Source organism: Azospirillum oryzae (assembly GCF_008364795.1).
Classification (GTDB): domain Bacteria; phylum Pseudomonadota; class Alphaproteobacteria; order Azospirillales; family Azospirillaceae; genus Azospirillum; species Azospirillum oryzae.
Genome location: NZ_VTTM01000008.1, coordinates 215,144 through 236,248 on the forward strand (window position 1 = coordinate 215,144; position 21,105 = coordinate 236,248).

16 protein-coding genes are annotated in these 21,105 nt (G+C 67.9%); 5 read left to right on the plus strand and 11 right to left on the minus strand.

The features are described 5' to 3' along the window. The first annotated feature begins 100 nt into the window (after positions 1–100). Positions 101–1,096, plus strand: a complete 996-nt coding sequence (gene galE, locus FZ938_RS21225) for a UDP-glucose 4-epimerase GalE (RefSeq protein WP_149200427.1) — start codon at positions 101–103, stop codon at positions 1,094–1,096. Between the two features lie 73 nt (positions 1,097–1,169). Here galE and FZ938_RS21230 read toward each other — a convergent pair whose 3' ends face one another. The 8 genes from FZ938_RS21230 to FZ938_RS21265 form a co-directional block, all read right to left on the minus strand. After that, the gene (locus tag FZ938_RS21230) at positions 1,170–2,126 is read right to left on the minus strand and encodes a UDP-glucuronic acid decarboxylase family protein (RefSeq protein WP_149200428.1); all 957 of its coding nucleotides are present in this window, start codon (positions 2,124–2,126) and stop codon (positions 1,170–1,172) included. A 29-nt stretch (positions 2,127–2,155) separates the two neighbouring features. Further along, positions 2,156–3,019 (minus strand): glucose-1-phosphate thymidylyltransferase RfbA, encoded by an 864-nt coding sequence (gene rfbA, locus FZ938_RS21235; RefSeq protein ID WP_149200429.1) that lies wholly within the window; start codon positions 3,017–3,019, stop codon positions 2,156–2,158. Between the two features lie 11 nt (positions 3,020–3,030). Continuing rightward, a complete protein-coding gene (rfbD, locus tag FZ938_RS21240; protein ID WP_246457175.1) occupies positions 3,031–3,933 on the minus strand; it encodes a dTDP-4-dehydrorhamnose reductase in 903 nt (300 codons plus the stop codon). Beyond that, the gene (gene rfbB / locus FZ938_RS21245) at positions 3,930–4,997 is read right to left on the minus strand and encodes a dTDP-glucose 4,6-dehydratase (RefSeq protein WP_149200430.1); all 1,068 of its coding nucleotides are present in this window, start codon (positions 4,995–4,997) and stop codon (positions 3,930–3,932) included. The genes rfbD and rfbB overlap by 4 nt, the downstream gene beginning before the upstream one ends. Before the next feature lie 73 nt (positions 4,998–5,070). Next, entirely contained in the window at positions 5,071–5,622 is a 552-nt protein-coding gene (gene rfbC, locus FZ938_RS21250; protein WP_149200431.1) for a dTDP-4-dehydrorhamnose 3,5-epimerase, read from the minus strand. A gap of 3 nt (positions 5,623–5,625) precedes the next feature. Next, on the minus strand, positions 5,626–9,063 hold the full coding sequence (locus FZ938_RS21255) for a glycosyltransferase family 2 protein (RefSeq protein ID WP_246457177.1): 3,438 nt from the start codon (positions 9,061–9,063) through the stop codon (positions 5,626–5,628). A 264-nt stretch (positions 9,064–9,327) separates the two neighbouring features. After that, entirely contained in the window at positions 9,328–10,755 is a 1,428-nt protein-coding gene (locus FZ938_RS21260) for an ABC transporter ATP-binding protein (protein WP_149200433.1), read from the minus strand. After that, a complete protein-coding gene (locus FZ938_RS21265; RefSeq protein ID WP_149200434.1) occupies positions 10,745–11,575 on the minus strand; it encodes an ABC transporter permease in 831 nt (276 codons plus the stop codon). The genes FZ938_RS21260 and FZ938_RS21265 overlap by 11 nt, the downstream gene beginning before the upstream one ends. Positions 11,576–12,436: 861 nt before the next feature. On the opposite strand from FZ938_RS21265, the gene FZ938_RS21270 reads away from it, so the two are divergent. Genes FZ938_RS21270 through cysN form a run of 3 tightly spaced genes read left to right on the plus strand, consistent with a single transcriptional unit; the run spans position 12,437 to position 16,228 of the window. Then, on the plus strand, positions 12,437–13,273 hold the full coding sequence (locus tag FZ938_RS21270; protein ID WP_149200435.1) for a sulfotransferase family protein: 837 nt from the start codon (positions 12,437–12,439) through the stop codon (positions 13,271–13,273). After that, a complete protein-coding gene (gene cysD / locus FZ938_RS21275; protein WP_281497566.1) occupies positions 13,263–14,285 on the plus strand; it encodes a sulfate adenylyltransferase subunit CysD in 1,023 nt (340 codons plus the stop codon). Before FZ938_RS21270 ends, cysD begins: the two co-directional genes overlap by 11 nt. Then, entirely contained in the window at positions 14,285–16,228 is a 1,944-nt protein-coding gene (cysN, locus tag FZ938_RS21280; RefSeq protein ID WP_149200436.1) for a sulfate adenylyltransferase subunit CysN, read from the plus strand. Before cysD ends, cysN begins: the two co-directional genes overlap by 1 nt. 70 nt (positions 16,229–16,298) lie before the next feature. On the opposite strand, the gene FZ938_RS21285 is transcribed toward cysN, so the two are convergent. After that, positions 16,299–17,186 carry an S-methyl-5'-thioadenosine phosphorylase gene (locus tag FZ938_RS21285; protein ID WP_149200437.1) on the minus strand — a complete coding sequence of 296 codons (888 nt, stop codon included), beginning with the start codon at positions 17,184–17,186 and terminating at the stop codon, positions 16,299–16,301. Between the two features lie 152 nt (positions 17,187–17,338). Between FZ938_RS21285 and mtnA the strand changes: the two genes are divergently transcribed. Continuing rightward, positions 17,339–18,430 (plus strand): S-methyl-5-thioribose-1-phosphate isomerase, encoded by a 1,092-nt coding sequence (gene mtnA, locus FZ938_RS21290; RefSeq protein ID WP_149200438.1) that lies wholly within the window; start codon positions 17,339–17,341, stop codon positions 18,428–18,430. A 23-nt stretch (positions 18,431–18,453) separates the two neighbouring features. On the opposite strand, the gene FZ938_RS21295 is transcribed toward mtnA, so the two are convergent. Next, the gene (locus tag FZ938_RS21295) at positions 18,454–19,878 is read right to left on the minus strand and encodes a UdgX family uracil-DNA binding protein (RefSeq protein WP_149200439.1); all 1,425 of its coding nucleotides are present in this window, start codon (positions 19,876–19,878) and stop codon (positions 18,454–18,456) included. Between the two features lie 15 nt (positions 19,879–19,893). After that, on the minus strand, positions 19,894–21,105 hold the full coding sequence (locus tag FZ938_RS21300) for a putative DNA modification/repair radical SAM protein (RefSeq protein WP_149200440.1): 1,212 nt from the start codon (positions 21,103–21,105) through the stop codon (positions 19,894–19,896).

Here is a 21,105-nt window from a genome sequence, read left to right on the forward strand (position 1 = left end):
CCCTCTCCGGAAGCCCTTGCCTTAAGCCGGAAAAACCCATGCCGGGGGCCGTGGACGCGCTACTTTCAGGCGGATGACGCCCAACGACGAAGAGCGGACCATGACCAGGAGCGACAACGCGACCGTGCTGGTGACCGGCGGCGCCGGCTATATCGGCTCCCATGTGGTGCTGGCGCTGCGCGACCAGGGACGCGCCCTCGTGGTGCTGGACGATCTGTCCACCGGCCGGCGCCAGGCGATCCCCGACGGCGTGCCCCTGGTCGAGGGCGACGTCGGCGACAAGGCGCTGCTGGCCGGGACCTTCGCCCGCCACGGCATCGGCACCGTGATGCATTTCGCCGGCAGCATCGTCGTGCCGGAATCGGTGGAGCGGCCGCTCGCCTACTACCGCAACAACACGGTGAAGAGCCACGCCCTGATCGAGGCCTGCGTCGAGGCTGGGGTCGGCCGCTTCATCTTCTCCTCCACCGCCGCCGTCTACGGCATGCCGGAGCGCCTGCCGATCGACGAGCAGACGCCGACCAGCCCGATCAACCCCTACGGCTCCTCCAAGCTGATGACGGAATGGATGCTGCGCGACAGCGCCGCGGCCCATCCGCTGCGCTACGTCGCGCTCCGCTATTTCAACGTCGCCGGGGCCGACCCGCAGGGCCGTTCCGGACAGGTGTCGAAGGTCGCCACCCACCTGATCAAGATCGCCGCCCAGACCGTCACCGGCCAGCGGGCGGAGCTGCAGATCTTCGGCGACGACTACGACACGGCGGACGGCACCTGCGTGCGCGACTACATCCATGTCAGCGACCTCGCCGACGCCCATGTCGCGGCGCTCCGCCATCTGGAGGCGGGCGGCGCGTCGGAGGTGCTGAACTGCGGCTATGGCCGCGGCTATTCGGTGCGCGAGGTGCTGTCGATGGTGGAGCGGGTGACCGGCAAGCCGCTGCCGATGCGCATCGGCCCGCGCCGCGCCGGCGATCCCCCGGCCCTGGTGGCGGGTGTGGAGCGCATCGGCCGCACGCTCGACTGGACCCCGCGCCACGCCGACCTGGAGACCATCGTGGCCTCGGCGCTCGCCTGGGAGGAGCGGTTGGTCCGGTAGGGGTGAGTTTGGAAGAGCAAAGAGAAAGAGGGCGCCGGTCGAAAGGCTGGCGCCCTTTTTACATACGGCTTCCTCACCCGAAGAACCGACCGCGGAAATAGGCGATGGTGCGGTCCAGCCCCTCGTCCAGCGGAACCGCCGGTTCCCAGTCCATCAGCGCGCGGGCCTTGGCGATGTCGGGGCGGCGCTGCTTGGGGTCGTCCTGCGGCAGCGGCTTGTGCTCGATCGTCGAGGACGAGCGGGTCAGGCGGATCACCTTCTCCGCCAGTTCCAGCATGGTGAACTCGCCGGGATTGCCCAGGTTGATCGGCCCGGTGATGCCCGCCGGCGTGTCCATGAAGCGCAGGAAGCCTTCGATCAGGTCGTCGACATAGCAGAAGGAGCGCGTCTGCTGGCCGTCGCCGTAGATGGTGATCGGCTCGCCCTTCAGCGCCTGGATGATGAAGTTCGACACCACGCGCCCGTCGCTGGGGTGCATGCGCGGGCCGTAGGTGTTGAAGATGCGGATGACCTTGATGTCCAGCCTGTGCTGGCGGTGATAGTCGAAGAACAGCGTCTCGGCGCAGCGCTTGCCCTCGTCATAGCAGGCGCGCGGGCCGATGGTGTTCACGTTGCCCCAATATTCCTCGGGCTGCGGATGCACCGCCGGGTCGCCGTAGACCTCCGAGGTCGAGGCCTGCATGATCCGCGCGTGCACCCGCTTGGCCAGCCCCAGCATGTTGATGGCGCCGATGACCGAGGTCTTGGTCGTCTGCACCGGATCGTGCTGGTAATGGATCGGCGAGGCCGGACAGGCGAGGTTGTAGATCTCGTCAACCTCGACATAGAGCGGAAACGTCACGTCGTGGCGCATCAGCTCGAAATGCGGGTTGTTTAGCAGGTGCAGGACGTTGTCGCGGCTGCCGGTGAAGAAGTTGTCGACGCACAGCACGTCGTTCCCGGCCGCCAGCAGCCGGTCGCACAGATGGGAACCCAGGAAGCCGGCGCCGCCGGTGACGAGGACACGCTTTCGGTTGGTCAGGGCCTGCATGGCTTCCTTTCTGCCCGGTTGGAACGGCGTCAGCCGAGCAGCCCAAGCAGGTAACGCCCGTAATCGTTCTTCTTCAGCGGCTCGGCCAGGCGGCGCACCTGCTCGGCGTCGATCCAGCCGGAGGTGTAGGCGATCTCCTCCGGGCAGGCGATCTGCAGGCCCTGGCGGTGCTGGATGGTGCGGACGAACTCCGCCGCCTCCAGCAGGCTGTCGTGGGTGCCGGTGTCGAACCAGCCGTAACCGCGGCCCATCTGCTCGACCGACAGCCGGCCCTGATCCAGATAGGCGGCGTTGACGGACGTGATCTCCAGCTCGCCTCTGGCCGACGGCTTCACCGCGGCGGCGATGTCCAGCACGTCGTTGTCGTAGAAATAGAGCCCCGTCACCGCCCATTTGGAGCGCGGCGCGACCGGCTTCTCCTCGATGCTCAGCGCCCGGCCCTCGCCGTCGAACTCCACCACGCCGTAGCGTTCGGGGTCGCGCACGGCATAGGCGAAGACGCTGGCGCCCTCGGTCTTCTCGCCGGCGGCGCGCAGGATGTTGGTCAGGCCGTGGCCGTAGAAGATGTTGTCGCCGAGAACCAGGGCGCAACTGTCGTTGCCGACGAACTCGCGGCCGATGATGAAGGCCTGGGCCAGCCCGTCGGGCGAGGGCTGGATCGCGTAGGTCAGGTTCAGGCCCCACTGCGACCCGTCGCCCAGCACCGTCTGGAACAGCGGCTGGTCGTGCGGGGTGGTGATGACCAGGATGTCGCGGATGCCCGCCAGCATCAGGGTGCTCAGCGGGAAATAGATCATCGGCTTGTCGTAGATCGGCAGCAGCTGCTTGCTGATCGCCCGCGTCACCGGGTAGAGCCGGGTGCCGGACCCGCCGGCCAGGATGATGCCCTTCATGGTCCTCGTCCTCACGCCTGCGGCGGGTTGGTGAACAGCTCGTCGATCACGCGGTCAACGCTCTCCTGCCACGGCGGGCAGGCGACGCCGAGACGCTCCCTGGCGCGGCTGCAGTCCAGCCGCGAATTGGCCGGGCGGCGCGCCGGGGTCGGGTAGTCGGCGGTGCCGATGGCGGTCAGGCGCGGCCGCTTGCCGGTGCGCTCTTCCAGCCGCCGGAAGATATGGTCGGCGAAATCATGCCAGGTGGTATAGCCGCTGCCGGTCAGGTGGTAGGTGCCCCAGGCGGCGGCGCCGGTCTTCTCGATGGTCTGGGCGATCTGCACGATGGCGGCGGCGAGGTCGGCGGCGGCGGTGGGGGAGCCGTGCTGGTCGGCGACCACCCGCATCTCCTCGCGCTCCTTGCCGAAGCGCAGCATCGTTTTGACGAAGTTGTTGCCGTAGGCGCTGTAGACCCAGGAGGTGCGCAGGATGACGTGATGCGGGGAGGCCTGGCGCACCGCCTCCTCGCCCGCCGCCTTGTTGGCGCCATAGACGCCCAGCGGGTTGATCGGGTCGTCCTCGGTATAGATGCCGTCCTTCGTCCCGTCGAACACATAGTCGGTCGACACATGGATGAAGGGGATGCCGCGCGCCGCACAGGCCGCCGCCATGGCGCCCGGCCCGTCGCGGTTGATGGCGAAGGACAGGTCGACCTCGCTCTCGGCCTTGTCGACGGCGGTGTGGGCGGTGGCGTTGACCAGCAGGTCCGGCGCGTGGGTGGCGACCGCCTTCTCCACGTCGCCCGGCCGGGTCACGTCGAACTCGGGATAGGGCAGCCCCACCACATCGGTGCCCGGCGCCCAGTTGGCCCGCATCAGCTCGAAGCCGAGCTGGCCGTTGCTGCCGAGAACCAGGACTTTCATGGGAACCTTCATTGGGCCGCTCCTTCTTCCGTCAGGCCCAGCCGTTCGCCGCGGTAGGAGCCGTTCAGGATGGCCTGCCACCAGTCACGGTTCTCCAGATACCAGGCGACCGTCTTGCGCAGACCGCTCTCGAAGGTCTCCTGCGGGGTCCAGCCCAGCTCGCGCTCGATCTTGCCGGCGTCGATGGCATAGCGCTTGTCATGGCCGGGGCGGTCGGTGACGAAGCTGATCAGGCGGTCGTGCGGGGCGCCGGCCGGGTCCATCTCGTCCAGATGCGCGCAGATGGCGCGGACGACCTCCAGGTTGGTGCGCTCGTTGTGGCCGCCGATGTTGTAGCTCTCGCCGATCCGGCCCTTCTCCAGCACCAGCCGCAGGGCGCGGGCATGGTCCTCGACATAGAGCCAGTCGCGGATGTTGTCGCCCTTGCCGTAGACCGGCAGCTTCTCGCCCGCCAGACCCTTGAGGATCATCAGCGGGATCAGCTTCTCCGGGAAATGGTAGGGGCCGTAATTGTTGGAGCAGTTGGTCAGCACCACCGGCAGCCCGTAGGTCTCGTGCCAGGCGCGGACCAGATGGTCGCTCGACGCCTTGCTGGCCGAATAGGGCGAGTTGGGGCTGTAGGCGGTGGTCTCGGTGAAGAAGCCGTCCTCGCCCAGCGTGCCGAACACCTCGTCGGTCGAGATGTGATGGAAGCGGAAGCGCTCCTTGCGGTCCGCCGGCAGGGCCGACCAGTAGCCGCGCGCCGCTTCCAAGAGGCGGAAGGTGCCGACGACATTGGTCTGGATGAACTCGCCCGGCCCGTCGATCGAGCGGTCGACATGGGATTCGGCGGCCAGATGCATCACCGCGTCGGGCTGGTGGGTGTCGAACACCCGCCTCAGCTCGGCGGCGTCGCAGATGTCGACCTTCTCGAAGGCGTAGCGGGGGTTGCCCTCGGCGCCCGGCAGGGAGGACAGGTTGGCCGCGTAGGTCAGCTTGTCGACATTGACGACGAAGGCGTCGGTTTCGGCGAGAAGCTGGCGGACCACCGCCGAGCCGATGAAACCGGCGCCGCCGGTGACGAGAATGCGCGTCATCAAACCACCTTACCGCCAAGAACGGGGCCGCACGCCCCACCGGGCAAAAAAGAGCCGAAATCCAATAGCGCCGTCAGAACCAGTCGCCAAGCTGGGCGAAGGTCGGATGCTTGTGATCCTTGGCCGACAGCTGCGCCTTGTCCGCCGACACCGGCCAGTCGATGCCCAGTTCCGGATCGTTCCACAGCAGGCCGCGGTCATGCTCGGGCGAATAATAGTTGGTCACCTTGTAGATGACCTCGGTGTCCGGCTCCAGCGTGCAGAAGCCGTGGGCGAAGCCGATCGGCACCAGGATCTGGTTCCATTCCGCCGCGCTGATCACCGCGCTGACATGCCGGCCGAAGGTGGGGGAGCCTTTGCGGATGTCGACCGCCACGTCCAGGATGGCGCCGCGCACCACCCGCACCAGCTTGTCCTGGGCGAAGGGCGGCAGCTGGAAATGCAGGCCGCGCACCGTGCCGACCTCGGCCGACAGCGAGTGATTGTCCTGGACGAAGTCGTAATGCAGCCCGGCCGCCTCGAACGTCTTCTTGGTGTAGGTCTCCGAGAAGAAGCCGCGATGGTCGCCGAACTTCTTCGGGCGGATGATCTTAACGTCGGGAATGTCGAGGGAGACGACGTCCATGGCTCAGATGCTTTCCTTCTGAAGCTCTTTGCGGGCCGCCGGCTGCTCCTTGCGCAGCCAGGGCCTGACCGTGCGCGGCGGGAAGGCCAGACCGAAGTCGGACGCATCCAGGGTCAGGTTCGGGTTGTAGAAGGGATCCTCGATCAGCGACCGGCCCCAGCGTTCCTGCATGTAGGCGATCTCGCGCTTGAAGCGGGCGATCTTGTCGGGCGCCATGTCCGACCCGCGCGAGGCCGATTCCAGGTGGTACAGCTCGGCATGCGGCGTCCATACCAGGAAATAGCCGGCGTCGCGGACCTTGAGGCAGAGATCGACGTCGTTGAAGGCGACGGCCAGATGCTCCTCGTTCAGCCCGCCGACCTGCTCGAACACCGCCTTGCGCATCACCAGGCAGGCGGCGGTGACGCAGGACATGTTCTGCGTCAGCATCAGCCGGGCGAAATGGCCGGGATGCTCGCGGGCGAAATGCTTGTGGATGTGGTTGGCCACCCCGTTGATGCCGGTGATGACGCCGGCATGCTGGATGGTGTCGTCCCCGTAATAGAGCTTGGCGCCGACCGCTCCCACCTCCGGCCGCAGGGCATGGGCGACCATCTCGGTCAGCCAGCCCGGATGGATCACCTTGATGTCGTTGTTGATCAGGCCGATCAGTTCGCCCTTGGCCGCGCGCACGCCGAAATTGTTGATGGCGGAGAAGTTGAAGGGGCCGTCATAGCGCAGTACCCGCACCCGCTCGCGCCCCTGCAGCGAGGCGAAATAGTCGAGCGTCTCCTTCTCCTCGCTGTTGTTGTCGAGGACGATGACTTCCAGGTTCGGATAGTCGGTCTCGGTCAGCAGCCCTTCGACGCACTGGCGCAGCAGGTCGACCTTGTCGCGGGTCGGCACCAGCAGCGAGATCAGCGGCGCCGGCTCCGGCACCGGATAGACGGCGCGGGTGTACCATTCGGCCCCCGGCGCCGGCTCCACCCGCACCGGCTGGCCGGTGCGCTGGAAATGATCCTGCAATGCCCGGCGCGCCGCGTCGGTGGCGGTCGGCAGCGCCACGGTCGAGAAGGAGGAGGAGGCGGAGAACACCCGCCAGTGATAGAGGATCATCGGGATGTGGCGGATGCGCGGCGCCGTGGTCTTCTCCACCGCGCGCAGCACCAGATCGTAATCCTGGCTGCCCTCGTAGCCGACGCGGAAGCCGCCGATCTCCACCAGCAGGCTGCGGCGGAACACGCCCAGATGGCTGACCATGTTCTGGCCGTGGAACAGGTCGGGGTTCCAGTCGGTCTTGAAATAGGGGTCGTAGCGCCGGCCGTTCTCGTCGATCTTGTCCTCGTCGGAGTAGATCACGTCGGCGTCCGGGTGCCGCTCGATCTCCTCCGCCACCATGTAGAGGGCGTGCGGCGGCAGTTCGTCGTCATGGTCCATCAGGGCGACGAACTCGCCCGAGGCCAGATCCAGCGCGCTGTTGCTGGCGGCGGAGATGTGGCCGTTCGCCTCGCGCCGCATCGTCTTGATGCGGGGGTCGCGCGCGGCATAGTCCGCCAGCACCGTCGCCACATGCGGGGCGGTGGAGGCGTCGTCGGCGATGCACAATTCCCAATGCGGGTAGAGCTGGGCCAGCACCGTGTCGAGCGCGCGGCGCAGATAGGGCTCCGGCGTGTTGTAGACCGGCATGACCACGGAGATCAGCGGCCGCCGCGTCATCCGGCCGATGGCCTCGGCGATCGACTGGCGGTCGAAGGGGGTCAGCGTGTCGTAGAGCCGGATCCAGCTCTCGTAATCGGTGACCAGCGTGTTCGGCTGCAGATCCTGCAGCAGCTTGTGCTTGGTCGCCGCCAGACCGTGCTGGCGCAGATAGGTCAGCCCGCGGAAGGCCTGGCCCTGATAGGTCTTCAGCGCCCGCTGCAGGACCTGGAGCTTGCCGATCTCCTCGACCGTCACATCCTCCAGCCGGAAGCGCGCCGGCCGGTCGGTCGGGTCGAGCCGCAGGGCCTTGGTCTCGTAGGGCAGCAGCACCAGGGCCTCCGCCTCGCCGTCGACCACCGGCGGCAGGCGCAGCATGCCCCCTTCGCCGAAGCCGGTGCCGCAATCGATGTAGAGCACCGGGGCCAGCGGCACCGTGGCGTCGGCGACGCGATAGCGGATGACGCACCAGCCGGCCGGGCAGCGGCCCTGGTCGGAGACCAGCCGGAAGGCGGGATCGACCCCCTGGGTCTCGAAACGGCCGTCCTCCAGCCGGACGACGTCGTGGAACGGCTCCAGCGCGATGGCGTGGCGGCGCGAGCGGTGGAAGCGGCGCAGCTCGGTCGTCAGCCGGCCGAGCTTGCGCACCGGGGCCGAGACCTTCCAGGAGGTGGAATTGACCAGGGCGTGGATGTGATGGTCGCGGGCGCGCACCACCCCGTGCAGCTCGTCGTTGGCGGCGCGCAGCCGCGCGGCCTCGGCATGGGCCTCCTCCAGGTTGCGGCGCAGTGCGTCGCCTTCGTCCTGCAGCGCGGCGATCCGTGCGTTCAACTGCCCGATCTCGCCGCCCAGTTCGACGATGTGCGCATCGCGGTCGGCGATCCACTGCTGCAGGGTAGCGATCGACTCGTTGCGCTCGGCCACCGTGGTCATCAGACCGCGGATCTCGTCCACCCGGCTGCGGACGTCCTGATGCAGGCCGGCGATGTCCTGCTCCAGCCCCAGGATCCGGCGGGCGCGTTCCTGCGCCTGCTGGGTCTCGATGACGCCGCTGCCCAGCCGGTCGAAGAAGGCGCGGATCTGCTGGGCGGTCTGGCCGTCGCGGCCGGCCTCGAACAGCCAGCGGATCTCGTCCGGCAGATCGTCGCCGACCGCCAGCACGCCAAGCCCGTTGGAATGCAGGAAACCGAAGGACGGGTAGCGGGCGGTCAGCTCCTCCCACAGCTTCCAGACGCCGAAATCGCCCTTGCGGACGTTGATGTCGTGGAACAGCACAACGCCGCGGCCGCTCATCTTCGGCAGCCACGTCTCGAAATCGTGGCGCACCGCCTCGTAGGTGTGCAGGCCGTCGATGTGCAGCAGGTCGACGCTGCCGTCGGCGAAATGGACGACCGCCTCGTCGAAGGTCATCCGCAGCATGCGGGAGAAGGCGGCGTAGCGCGGATCGTGGAAGTCGGCGAGCGTCTGGTAGACCTCGTCGCCGTAATAGCCCGCCTGCGGGTCGCCCTGCCAGGTATCGACCGCGAAGCAGGCGGTGCCGGTCCCAAGCTGCTTCACCGCCTGGCAGAAGGTCGAATAGGAATTGCCGGTGTGGGTCCCCAGCTCGACGAAGGTCCGCGGACGCAGCGCTTCGGTGATCCACAGCGCGAAGGGCGTGTGGCCGAGCCAGGACGGCGGGGCGACGATGAGATCGGGGGTGAGAAAGCTGATCGGCCGGCAGAGGCGATGGAGAGTATCGGAACCTGCGTCCTGCAAAAACGAATCCACCTGTCGCCTCTTGTTTTGCCTGCCTCCGCACCGGGACCGTTCCGGGCTTCCGGCCGCTGCTTCGATCCTGTCGCCCAGTCCGGGCATCCAGACATCCGGGCATCCGGTCTGCGGGCGCCGGACGGCCCTGTCACAGCCGCCGACAGACATACGCTGACACCCCGGCGGAATGCAAGCCGCTGACCCCGGACCGTCCGGTGGGGGGCCACAATAGCCGGAACTGCGGTTTTCCTGCCTCACTCCGGGTTTATGGGCGCGCCGTCCCTATTTTGTCGCAGGGACGGAGCGCGGGGCGGAGGCCCCCTCCGCCTCCAGCGTGATCGCCAGCATCGGCATGCCGACCAGCCCGCGGACGACATGGCTGGCGTGGACCTTGAAGAACAGCGCGTCCTCGACCCAATGGTGCTGCACATGGTCGTTCTGCGTGCCCTCGGCGAGCGCCACGGTGATGGAGAAGTCGCCGCTGGGCAGGTAGGGCATCTGGAAGCGGAAGCGGGCGGCGAAGTCCTGACCGGCGGGGATGGTGACGGGATCGAGCTGGTAGCTGAGGAAGGTGTTGTCGCCGAACAGGTTCTGGCCCAGCTTGTCCTTGACGTAGAAGCCGACGATGGGGCGGTGGACCTGCTGGTCGGCCCGGCAATCCACCTTCAGCACGATGACCTCGCCGCCCTCCAGCACGCTGAGCGGATGCTCCTCGGCATCCAGGATCGAGACGTTGGTGATGGTGGCGCCGCGGTTGCCGAACCAGGGGCCGCTGTCGTTGAAGTCGAACAGCTCGATGGCGTTGCGATGCTGGGATGCCTTCAGCAGCGCGGCGCGGGCGTCCTCCACCGGCTCCTCGCGCCTGGCCTGGGGCAGGGCCTGCCGCGCCCCGCCGATGCGGAAGCCGCGCGAGGTGTCCTGGTCGCTGTAGAGCGCCGCCAGATAGTCGTGGCAGACCTCCTTGGCCGGGCCGATCGCCCGCACCGACCCGTTGTCCAGCCACACCACCCGGTCGCAGAGGTTCACCACCTGTCCGGTGTCGTGCGACACGAAGAACAGGGTGCCGCGCTCCTTGAAGCGGTGGATGAAGCGCATGCATTTCTGGGTGAAGGAGGCGTCGCCGACCGCCAGGATCTCGTCGACGATCATGATGTCGGCGTCGACATGCGCCGCCACCGCGAAGGCGAGGCGGGCGTACATGCCGCTGGAATAGAGCTTCACCGGCTGTTCGATGAAGTCGCCGATGCCCGCGAACTCGGCGATTGAGTCGTAGCGCTGGGCGATCTGCTCGTTCGACAACCCCAGCACCGAGGCGGCGAGGTAGACGTTCTCGCGCCCGGTGAATTCCGGGTTGAAGCCGGCGCCCAGCTCCAGCAGCGCCGCGATGCGGCCATCGACCACGATGCGGCCGGAGGTCGGCGTCAGCGTGCCGCAGAGCAGCTGCAGGAAGGTCGATTTGCCCGAGCCGTTGCGGCCGATCAGCCCGACCGTTTCGCCGCGGCGGACCTCCAGGTCGACGCCGCGCAGCGCCCAGTACTCGTCGTAATATTTGCGCCGGCCGCGCACCAGCATCTGCTTCAGCCGGTCCTGCGGGCGCTTGAAGATGGCGTAGGCCTTGCCCAGCCCCTCGGCCCGGATGACCACAGGTGTATCGGCGGGAGGGGTATCGGCGGGGGTATTGGCGGCGGGAGTCTCGGTCTCAGACGACATCGGCGAACCCCCGGCGGGTCTTCATGAACCAGAGATAGCCGAGCCAGGCCACCACCCAGGCGCCCAGCGTCGCCAGTCCCCACTCCACCGGCGACGGGACGCGGCCCCAGAACAGCAGGTCCTTAGACTGTTCCAGGATCGCGGTCATCGGGTTCAGGTGCAGGATGGCGCGGAAGCGCTCGGGGATCGCGGTCATCGGATAGAAGATCGGGCTGAGGAACATCAGCACGGTGACGGCCACCCCCACCACCTGCCGCAGGTCGCGCAGGAACACGCCGGCGGCGGCGAAGAACCAGCTCAGCCCCAGCGTGGTCAGGCACAAGGGCGCCAGCACCAGCGGCAGCAGCAGGGCGGTCAGCGGCGGCAGCCCGGCCACCAGCAGATGGAAGACCAGCAGGATGACGAAGCCGATGCCGGCGTTGAACAGCGCGACCGCCAGCGACACCAGCGGCAGGATCTCCAGCGGGAAGACCACCTTCTTGATGTAGCTGATGTTCTCCAGCAGCAGCCCGGGCGCCCGGTTCAGGCATTCGCCCAGCACGTTGAACAGGATCAGGCCGGAGAACAGCAGCAGGGCGAATTCGGTGTTGCTCTCCCCCGCCGCTCCGCTGGGCGTGCCCCAGCGCGCGCGGAACACCACCGAGAAGACGAAGGTGTAGACCGCCAGCATCAGGATCGGATTCAGCACCGCCCAGACGATGCCCAGCACGGAGCCGCGATAGCGGGCGTCGATCTCCCGCCGGGCCAGCCGCAGGATCAGCGACCTGTGGTGCCAGGCGGTCTGGAAAAGGGCAAAGGGACCGGCGCCGAAACCCGCCACCTTAGGGTTTCCCGACTGAGAGTTGAACAATTTAGAGTATTCCCCGTCTGCGGCCGGCCGACCATAACTCCCGCCCCGGCGGCGTTCAAGCGAAAGCATCCCCCGGCACCGGAGGGGCGGCAGAGGGAATGGCTGGGTGGGAACGACTGGCCGGGTGGACCCTCCTGAAAAAGAACAGGGGGGGGAACGGACCTTTGGTTTCCCCCGTTTACCCGAAAGATCGGAGAGGTGGTGACTCTGTCCAGGGATTTCCGTTATCACGAAAGAAAATTTTACAGTAAACATTCGGAACGTCGGCACTATCCGGGCTAATGCCACGGGAACCGCCGGAGTTCCGCGTCCTATGCGTATCAGTAAACTTCAAGTCGAAATCAAACGCGACTTTCCTATGCGCAGGATAGGGACATGCCTTGTCATGAGGTTGCTATCCGATGTGCGATCCACCATTGGGGGTCGCAACGGTAATTTTATAAGCCCATGGGGTTAGATCCGGATTAGAGCTAAAAAAGCTCATCCGATAGGGCCATAACTAGCCTTGAGAAGCGGCGATTGCCCGATTTGCAGGAAAGACGCACCGATTGCCGAAGTCCGGGAAAAACCGGAGTGCCCGGCGGAGCGGTGACGCAAAAGGAGGCCGTTGTGTTTTGGAATGCAAAGACCCTGACAGCCGATCACTATGCCGCATCGTTAAGAAATCACTTCGGTGACGGTGCGGTCCATCGTCTTCAGAAAGAGATCGGTTTTGTTGGAAAGCGGCTTCTTAGACTTCCCAGCACGGAAAGATCGAGCTTCTTCGATCCCTGGTTCACAGAGGAGAACGCCCGTCATCTGCGGTCGGTCGCCCAGTCGGTCCGCGGGATCATGCCGGACGCCGCCGGTGCGGCCGGTGCCGCTCCCCGCGCCGCTCCCCGCATCGTCTTCCTGCACGGGGTCATGCCGCGCAGCGGCACCAACTATCTCCAGAGCCTGCTGGAGCTGCATCCCGACGTGGTGGTCAACCCCCACGGCGTCCGGGAGCTTCCCTTCCTGAACACGGTGGAGGACGCGCGCATCTATGAGGGGCGCTTCCTGCGTCTCTATCAACGAAACCGGGAATCGTTCAGCGATCTGGAAACCTTCTGCTATATGGTCAGTGGCTTCCTCCGTCGCATCGAAGCCGAATTCCCGGCGGACAAGACGGTGGTGATCAAGTCGCCCCACACCCGGATGATGCGCTATTTCCCCTACCTGTTCCCGACGGAGCGCTGCCTGATCGTGCTGCGCGACGGCCGCCGAGCGGTGCAGTCCACCATCGACACCTGGCCGCTGCGCTTCCTCGGCCGCACCTTCGCCGACGTCTGCCGTGAATGGAGCTTCGGCACCGAGGCGGCGCTGGAGGCGCAGAGCCGGATGAGCGCCGACGCCTGCCGTCTGGTCCGCTTCGAGGACGCGGTGGCCTCCCCCGACGGCACCGCCCGCGACCTGCTGCGCTTCCTGGACCTGAGCGAGGAGCGCTATCCGTTCGAGCGGATCGGCGACCTGCCCATCCTGGGATCGTCCCGCGTCTCGCGCCGCGATGGCGAGGTCAGCTGGACCCCCGTCAAGAAACCCGAAGGCTTCGACCCGTCGAAGCGCCAGATCGACTGGTCGCGCAAGCGTCGGACCGTGTTCGACGCCGTGGCCGGAGACATGCAGAAGAAGGCCGGCTATGCTGCTTGATCCACTGCTCGACCCCCACCCCGCGGCCAAGGATCGCTCCGGGGCCGCGACCGGTTCCCCCGGTTCCGTCCCTGCTTCCGAGGACAGCTTGCCCGCCATCCTGACCACGCCGGCCCGCCTCACCCACTTGCAAAGGCTGGAGGCGGAGAGCATCCACATCATGCGCGAGGTGGCGGCCCAGTTCCAGAAGCCGGTCATGCTCTATTCGGTGGGCAAGGACAGCTCGGTGCTGCTGCATCTGGCGATGAAGGCCTTCCATCCGTCGAAGCCGCCCTTCCCGCTGCTGCATGTCGACACGACCTGGAAGTTCCGGGAGATGATCGAATTCCGCGACCGCACGGCGCAGGAGTTGGGCATCGACCTGATGGTCCACATCAACCGGGACGGCGTGCGCCAGGGCATCGGCCCCTTCACCCACGGCTCGGCCGTCCACACCGACGTGATGAAGACGCAAGGGCTCAAGCAGGCGCTCGACGCCCACGGCTTCGACGCCGCCTTCGGCGGGGCACGCCGCGACGAGGAGAAGAGCCGCGCCAAGGAGCGCATCTTCTCCTTCCGCACGGCTTCCCACCGCTGGGAGCCGAAGAACCAGCGGCCGGAGCTGTGGAGCCTCTACAACGGCCGGATCAACAAGGGCGAGAGCATCCGCGTCTTCCCGCTGTCGAACTGGACCGAACTGGACATCTGGCAATACATCCACCAGGAGAACATCCCGGTCGTCCCCCTCTATTTCGCCAAGCCGCGCCCGGTGGTGGAGCGTGACGGCACGCTCATCATGGTCGATGACGACCGCCTGCCGCTGAAGCCCGGCGAGACGCCGGAGATGGCCTGGGTGCGCTTCCGCACGCTCGGCTGCTATCCGCTGACCGGGGCCGTGCGTAGCACCGCCGCCACCCTGCCCGAGATCATCCGCGAAATGCTGCTGTCCACCAGTTCGGAACGGCAGGGCCGCGTGATCGACCAGGACGCCGCCGCTTCCATGGAAGCGAAGAAGCAGGAAGGCTACTTCTGATGCTGAAGGAACTCGATCCCGTCGCCGCTCCCGCCATCGCGACCTCCGACATCGCTCCCGCCGATGCCGCTGCGGAGGTGCAGGAGTATCTCGCCCGCCAGAACAGCAAGGACCTGCTGCGCTTCATCACCTGCGGGTCGGTGGACGACGGCAAGTCGACGCTGATCGGCCGGCTGCTCTACGACTGCAAATGCCTGTTCGAGGACCAGCTGGCCAGCCTGGAGACGGACTCCGGCCGTTTCGGCACCACCGGCGCCGGCCAGCTCGACCTCGCGCTGCTGGTCGACGGGCTGGCGGCGGAGCGCGAGCAGGGCATCACCATCGACGTCGCCTACCGCTTCTTCACCACCGAGCGCCGCAAGTTCATCGTCGCCGACACGCCGGGCCACGAGCAGTACACCCGCAACATGGTCACCGGCGCGTCCACCGCCGACGCCGCGGTGCTGCTGGTCGACGCGCGCAAGGGCGTGCTGACCCAGACCCGGCGCCACAGCACCATCGTCTCGCTGCTTGGCGTGCGCCATGTCGTGCTGGCGGTCAACAAGATGGATGCCGTCGGCTGGGACCGCGAGACCTTCGAGCGCATCGCCGCCGACTACCGCGTCTTCGCGGCGCGCATCGGCATCACCGACGTCACCTGCATCCCGGTCTCCGCGCTGACCGGCGACAACGTCACCAAGCCGTCGGACTCCATGGCCTGGTACGGCGGCCCTACCCTGCTCGGCCATCTGGAGAGCGTCGACGCCGCGGCGGAGCGGAAGCTCGGCTCCTTCCGCATGGCGGTGCAGTGGGTGAACCGGCCGAACCAGGACTTCCGCGGCTTCAGCGGCACGGTGGTCGGCGGCGCGGTGCGCGTCGGCGACGACGTCGCCATCCTGCCCGGCGGCCGGACCAGCCGGGTGGCCCGCCTCGTCACCATGGACGGCGACCTTGAGACGGCGGAGCCCGGACAAGCCGTCACCCTGGTGCTGGCTGACGAGGTCGACGCCAGCCGCGGCGACATGATCGTCGCCGCCGCCGGCCGGCCGGAGGTGGCCGACCAGTTCGCCGCCCATGTGGTGTGGATGGACGAGCAGCCGCTGCTGCCCGGCCGCTCCTATCTGCTGCGGGCCGGTACGGCGACGGTCGGCGCCCAGGTGACGGAGCTGAAGCATTCCATCAACGTCAACACCCAGGAGCATGCCGCCGCCAAGCATCTGGATCTCAACGACGTCGGCTTCTGCAATCTGGCGCTCGACCGCCCGATCCCGTTCGACGCCTATGCCGACAGCCGCGAGACCGGCAGCTTCATCCTGATCGACCGGCTGACCAACGCCACCGCCGGCTGCGGCATGATCCGCTTCCCCCTGCGCCGCGCCTCCAACATCCACCGCCACGCCACGAAGGTGGACAAGGCGGCGCGGGCGGGGGACTTGCAGAAGCCCTGCGTGCTGTGGTTCACCGGCCTGTCCGGTTCCGGCAAGTCCAGCGTCGCCGACCGGCTGGAGCAGGAGCTGCACCGTCTGGGACGGCGCACCATGATCCTGGACGGCGACAATGTCCGCCATGGCCTGAACAGGGATCTGGGCTTCACCGACGAGGACCGGGTGGAGAACATCCGCCGCGTCGCCGAGGTGTCGAAGCTGATGGTGGAGGCCGGGCTGATCGTGCTGGTCAGCTTCATCTCCCCCTTCCGCGAGGAGCGCCGGATGGCGCGCACCCTGGTGGAGGACGGCGAGTTCCTGGAGATCTTCATGGATACGCCGCTGGAGGTCTGCGAGGCGCGCGACCCCAAGGGGCTGTACAGGAAGGCGCGCGCCGGCCAGCTCCCCCACTTCACCGGCATCGACAGCGCCTACGAGCCGCCGGAAGCCCCGGAGATCACCTTGAAGGGCGGCGAACACGGCACCGACGAGATGGTCGCCCAGGTGATCGAGGAGCTGCGGCGGCGCGGGGTGATCTGACCGGGCAGCGCCCCGATGAGGGGAAGGGTGTCCGCTTCCATCGGGAGCGGACACCTTTTTCCATTGTGGATCACCCCAGCGTGCGCTTCACGATCAGCGACAGCTTTTCCAGCATCGCCGGATCGCGGTGGGAGGGGGCGGTCATGATGGCGTTGTCCAGCGCGGTGTGGCAGCCCTGGGTGCACGCACCCTCGCGCCCCGCCACCTTCGGCGCCAGGGCCGAGACCAGCGCGCGCGCCCTGCCGGCATTGGCGACCACCACCCGGATCACCGCATCGACCGACACATGGTCGTGCCCCTCGTGCCAGCAGTCGTAATCGGTGACCATGGCGACGGTCGCGTAGCACATCTCCGCCTCGCGGGCGAGCTTGGCCTCCGGCATGTTGGTCATGCCGATGACGTCGCAGCCCCAGCTGCGGTAGAGGTTCGATTCGGCGACGGTGGAGAATTGCGGCCCCTCCATCACCATGTAGGTGCCGCGCCGCTGGTGCGGGATGTCCAGCTCGACCAGCGCCTGCTCGATCAGGTCGCCCAGCCGGCCGCAGACCGGATGGCCCAGCGCCACATGGGCGACCAGCCCGCTGCCGAAGAAGGTTTTGTCGCGGGCGAAAGTGCGGTCGATGAACTGGTCGATCACCACGAAGGTGCCCGGCGGCAGATGCTCCTTCAGCGAGCCGACCGCCGACACCGACAGGATCTCGGTCACACCCAGCTGCTTAAGCGCATGGATGTTGGCGCGGAAATTCAGCTCCGACGGCGGGATGCGGTGGCCGCGGCCGTGGCGCGGCAGGAAGACCAGCTTCTGCCCCGCCAGCTCGCCGGTCAGCAGTTCGTCCGACGGGTCGCCGAAGGGCGTGGTCACCTTGACCCAGCGGGTGTTCTCCAGCCCGTCGATGTCGTACAGGCCGCTGCCGCCGATCACCCCCAGAACCGTTTCGCCAACCGCATCACTGCTCATGCCCTGCTCTCCCCGCTGAAGCCGGTGCGACTATTCCGGGCAGACCGGGAGAAGGCAACAGCGGACTTCCTCCACAAGCGGCCACAAGCAGATTGATGCAGGCCCGTCCGCTCACTACTCTCGCCAGCCCGGCTTTTGATGGAGTGTCAGTCATGCGGATCGACGGGACGGCCTATCGCACCATCTGGCCGGACGGCGAGGGTGCCGTCGCCATCATCGACCAGACCCGGCTGCCGCACGACTTCGCCGTCGTCCGCCTGACCAGCCTGGAGGAGGCCGCCCACGCCATCCGCGCCATGCTGGTGCGCGGCGCCCCGCTGATCGGTGCCGCGGCGGCCTACGGCGTGGCCCTGGCCCTGCGCGCCGACGCCAGCGACCGCGGGCTGGAGCGGGCCTGCGCCACCCTGCTGGCGACCCGCCCGACGGCGGTCAACCTGCGCTGGGCGCTGGAGCGCATGCGCGGCCTGCTGGCCCCGCTGCCGGAGGCCCAACGCGTCGGGGCCGCCGAGGCGGAGGCCGCGGCCATCGCCGACGAGGATGTCGAGATCAACCGCTCCATCGGCCTGCACGGCGCGGCGTTGATCCGCGCCGCGGCGGCGAACAAGGTTCCGGGTGAGCCGGTCAATGTGCTGACCCACTGCAACGCCGGCTGGCTCGCCACCGTCGACTGGGGCACGGCGCTCGCCCCCGTCTATGCCGCCTTCGAGCAGGGCATCCCGCTGCATGTCTGGGTGGACGAGACGAGGCCGCGCAACCAGGGCGCCAGCCTGACCGCCTGGGAGCTGAAGCACCACGGCGTCCCCCACACCGTCATCGCTGACAATGTCGGCGGCCATCTGATGCAGCATGGCAAGGTCGACCTGTGCATCGTCGGCACCGACCGCACCACCGCGACCGGCGACGTCTGCAACAAGATCGGCACCTATCTGAAGGCGTTGGCCGCGCACGACAACGGCGTGCCCTTCTATGTCGGGCTGCCGTCGCCGACCATCGACTGGACCATCGGCGACGGCGTGCGCGACATCCCCATCGAGGAGCGCGACGGCCGCGAGGTGAGCGAGCTGACCGGCCGCACCGCCGACGGCCGGATCGAGACGGTGCGCGTCACCCCCGACGGCAGCCCGGTCGCCAATTACGCCTTCGACGTCACGCCGGCCCGGCTGGTGACCGGCCTGATCACCGAACGCGGCGTCTGCCCCGCCACGCGCGACGGACTGCTGGGACTGTTTCCCGAGCGGGGCTGAGGGCGTCACCGGCACGGTGACGGTCAGGCGTCTGGCGGCTCCCCCACCATCTCCCGCGCCCGCCGCAGGTCGGCGACGAAATCGCGATAGGCCTGCTCCGCCGTCTCTCCGGCCGGCAGGCGCAGCAGGTAGGACGGGTGGACGGTGACGAAGCCGTTCCAGTCGCCGAAGCCCATCGGCCCGCGTTCCCGCAGGACCGACACGCTGCGTCCGGTCAGCGCCAGGGCCGCCGTGGCGCCCAGCGTCACCACCAGACGCGGGCGGACGAAGCCCAGCTCCTTCATCAGCCACCAGCGGTAATGCTTCACCTCGCCGGCGGTCGGCGACTGGTGCAGGCGGCGCTTGCCGCGGGCGACGAACTTGAAATGCTTCACCGCGTTGGTCAGGTAGGCGGCGCTGCGCTCGATCCCGGCCTCCTCCAGCGCGCGGGTCAGCAGCTGCCCGGCCGGGCCGACGAAGGGGCGGCCCTCCAGGTCCTCCTGGTCGCCGGGCTGCTCGCCGACGATGGCGATGGCGGCTCCCACCGGCCCCTCGCCCGGCACCGCCTGCGTCGCCCCCGGCACCAGCGGATCCGCCGCCAGGATGATGCGGTTCAGCTCGGCCAGCGTCGCCGGCTCCTGCCGGGCCATGGCGGCGACGGCCTTGTCGGGGTTGCGGCGGCGGGGGGTGGCGGCTTCCGCCTCGATCATCGCCTGCACCCGCGCAGGCGCGGAGCGGATCATACCGGGAATGGCCGCCGCCTCCGGCAAATTGGCCCAGTATTTCCGCGGCATCTCCGCCCGCATTGCCGCGGGGTTCACCCGCGCCGGGTTGAAGGTGCTCTCGTAATAGCGCTGCCAGCCCTCGGCGAAGCGGTCGTCACGGTCGAGCCCCTCCGGCTTCACCGCCGCCGGCCCGACGGTCAGCGACCGCCGGTCCCACTGCAGCGAGCCCACCGGCGTCAGGATCGTCCAGACCAGACTCTCGAAGCGCTCGACGAAGAAGGGGGCGGTGGCCTCGACGATGAAATGGTCGGGCTCGAACCACGCGACATAGCGCTCGGCCCCATCAGGATCCCTCACCTCGCGGAAGCGCAGGAAGGCGTGCATCTTGTGCAGGTCGCGCCTTACCGCCTTGTCCAGCAGCGCCAGCCGGTGCACCAGCGGGTCGGCATGGTGGTCGAGCATGTCGCGCTCCCCCCGCAGCACCCGCCAGACCAGCCGGTGCAACAGGGCGTAGCGTTCCGGATCGCGGTGGCAGACCACGCTTTCGATCAGCGCCCCCACCGGGCGCGGCAGCGATACCGGCGGCGCGTCCGCCGGCAGAGGTGCGTCATCCCCGAACAGCGACGGCGCCGCCCCGACGCTCCACACCACCTCGCCCGGATCGGCGCCGAGCGCGACCAGCCCGCGCAGCGCGCGGCGGAAGCCGTCGAGGTCGGCGCCGTCCTTCAGGTCCACGCGGTACATGGGGCGATACACGGCTCAGAACAGGCTGAGCTGCTTGGGCGGCGCCACCAGACGCTGCCGCAGGTCGGCGCGGTCGGTCAGCCCGCCCGGATGGTGGTCGGCGGCGATCAGGAAGGCGCGCGCCCGCTTCAGCCCGGACGACAGCCGGGCCACATCCTCCAGCCGCAAGGTGGTGTGGCGCCGCGCCTCGACGATCTTGTCGACCGCCCGCGCGCCCAGCCCCGGCACGCGCAGCAGCATCTCGCGGTCGGCGCTGTTGACGTCGACCGGGAAGCGCTCGCGGTTCTTCAGGGCCCAGGCCAGCTTGGGATCGATGCCGAGGTCCAGCATCCCGCCCTCGCCCCCGGCGGCGATCTCCTCCACCGTGAAGCCGTAATAGCGCAGCAGCCAGTCGGCCTGGTACAGCCGGTTCTCGCGCTGCAGCGGCGGCGGCTTGGCCGGCAGGGCGGAACTCGCCTCCGGGATCGGGCTGAAGGCCGAATAATAGACCCGCCGCAGCCCATAGCGGCGATAGAGCGTGTCGCTGGTCTCCAGCACCGACAGGTCGGTGGAGGCGTCGGCGCCGACGATCATCTGGGTGCTCTGCCCGGCGGGGGAGAAGCGGCGCTTCTCCTCCTTGGCCTCCAGGATGCGTTCGCCGACCTGCCCCATCACCGCCTTGATCGCGGTGCCGTCCTTCTCCGGCGCGAACTCCTTCAGGCTGCGGTCGGAAGCCAGTTCCAGGTTGATCGACAGCCGGTCGGCCCACAGCCCGGCCTGCTCGATCAGCCAGGGGCTGGCCTCCGGGATCGTCTTCAGGTGGATGTAGCCGGCGAAGCCATGGTCGCGCCGCAGCGTGCGCGCCACCAGCATCAGCTGCTCCATCGTGTAATCGGGCGAGCGGATGATGCCGGAGGACAGGAACAGCCCCTCGATGCAGTTGCGCTTGTAGAAGCCCAGCGTCAGCCGCACCACCTCGTCCACGCTGAACCGCGCCCGCCGCACGTTGGAGGAGCGGCGGTTGATGCAGTAGGCGCAGTCGAACAGGCAATAGTTGGTCAGCAGGATCTTGAGCAGCGAGACGCAGCGCCCGTCCGGCGTATAGGCATGGCAGATGCCGGCCCCGGTGGTCGAGCCGATGCCGTCCGGCCCGCCCGTCCGCCGCTTCGCCCCCGACGACGCGCAGGAGGCGTCGTACTTCGCCGCGTCGGCGAGAATTTCGAGCTTGTCGAGCAGCGCGTCATCCAC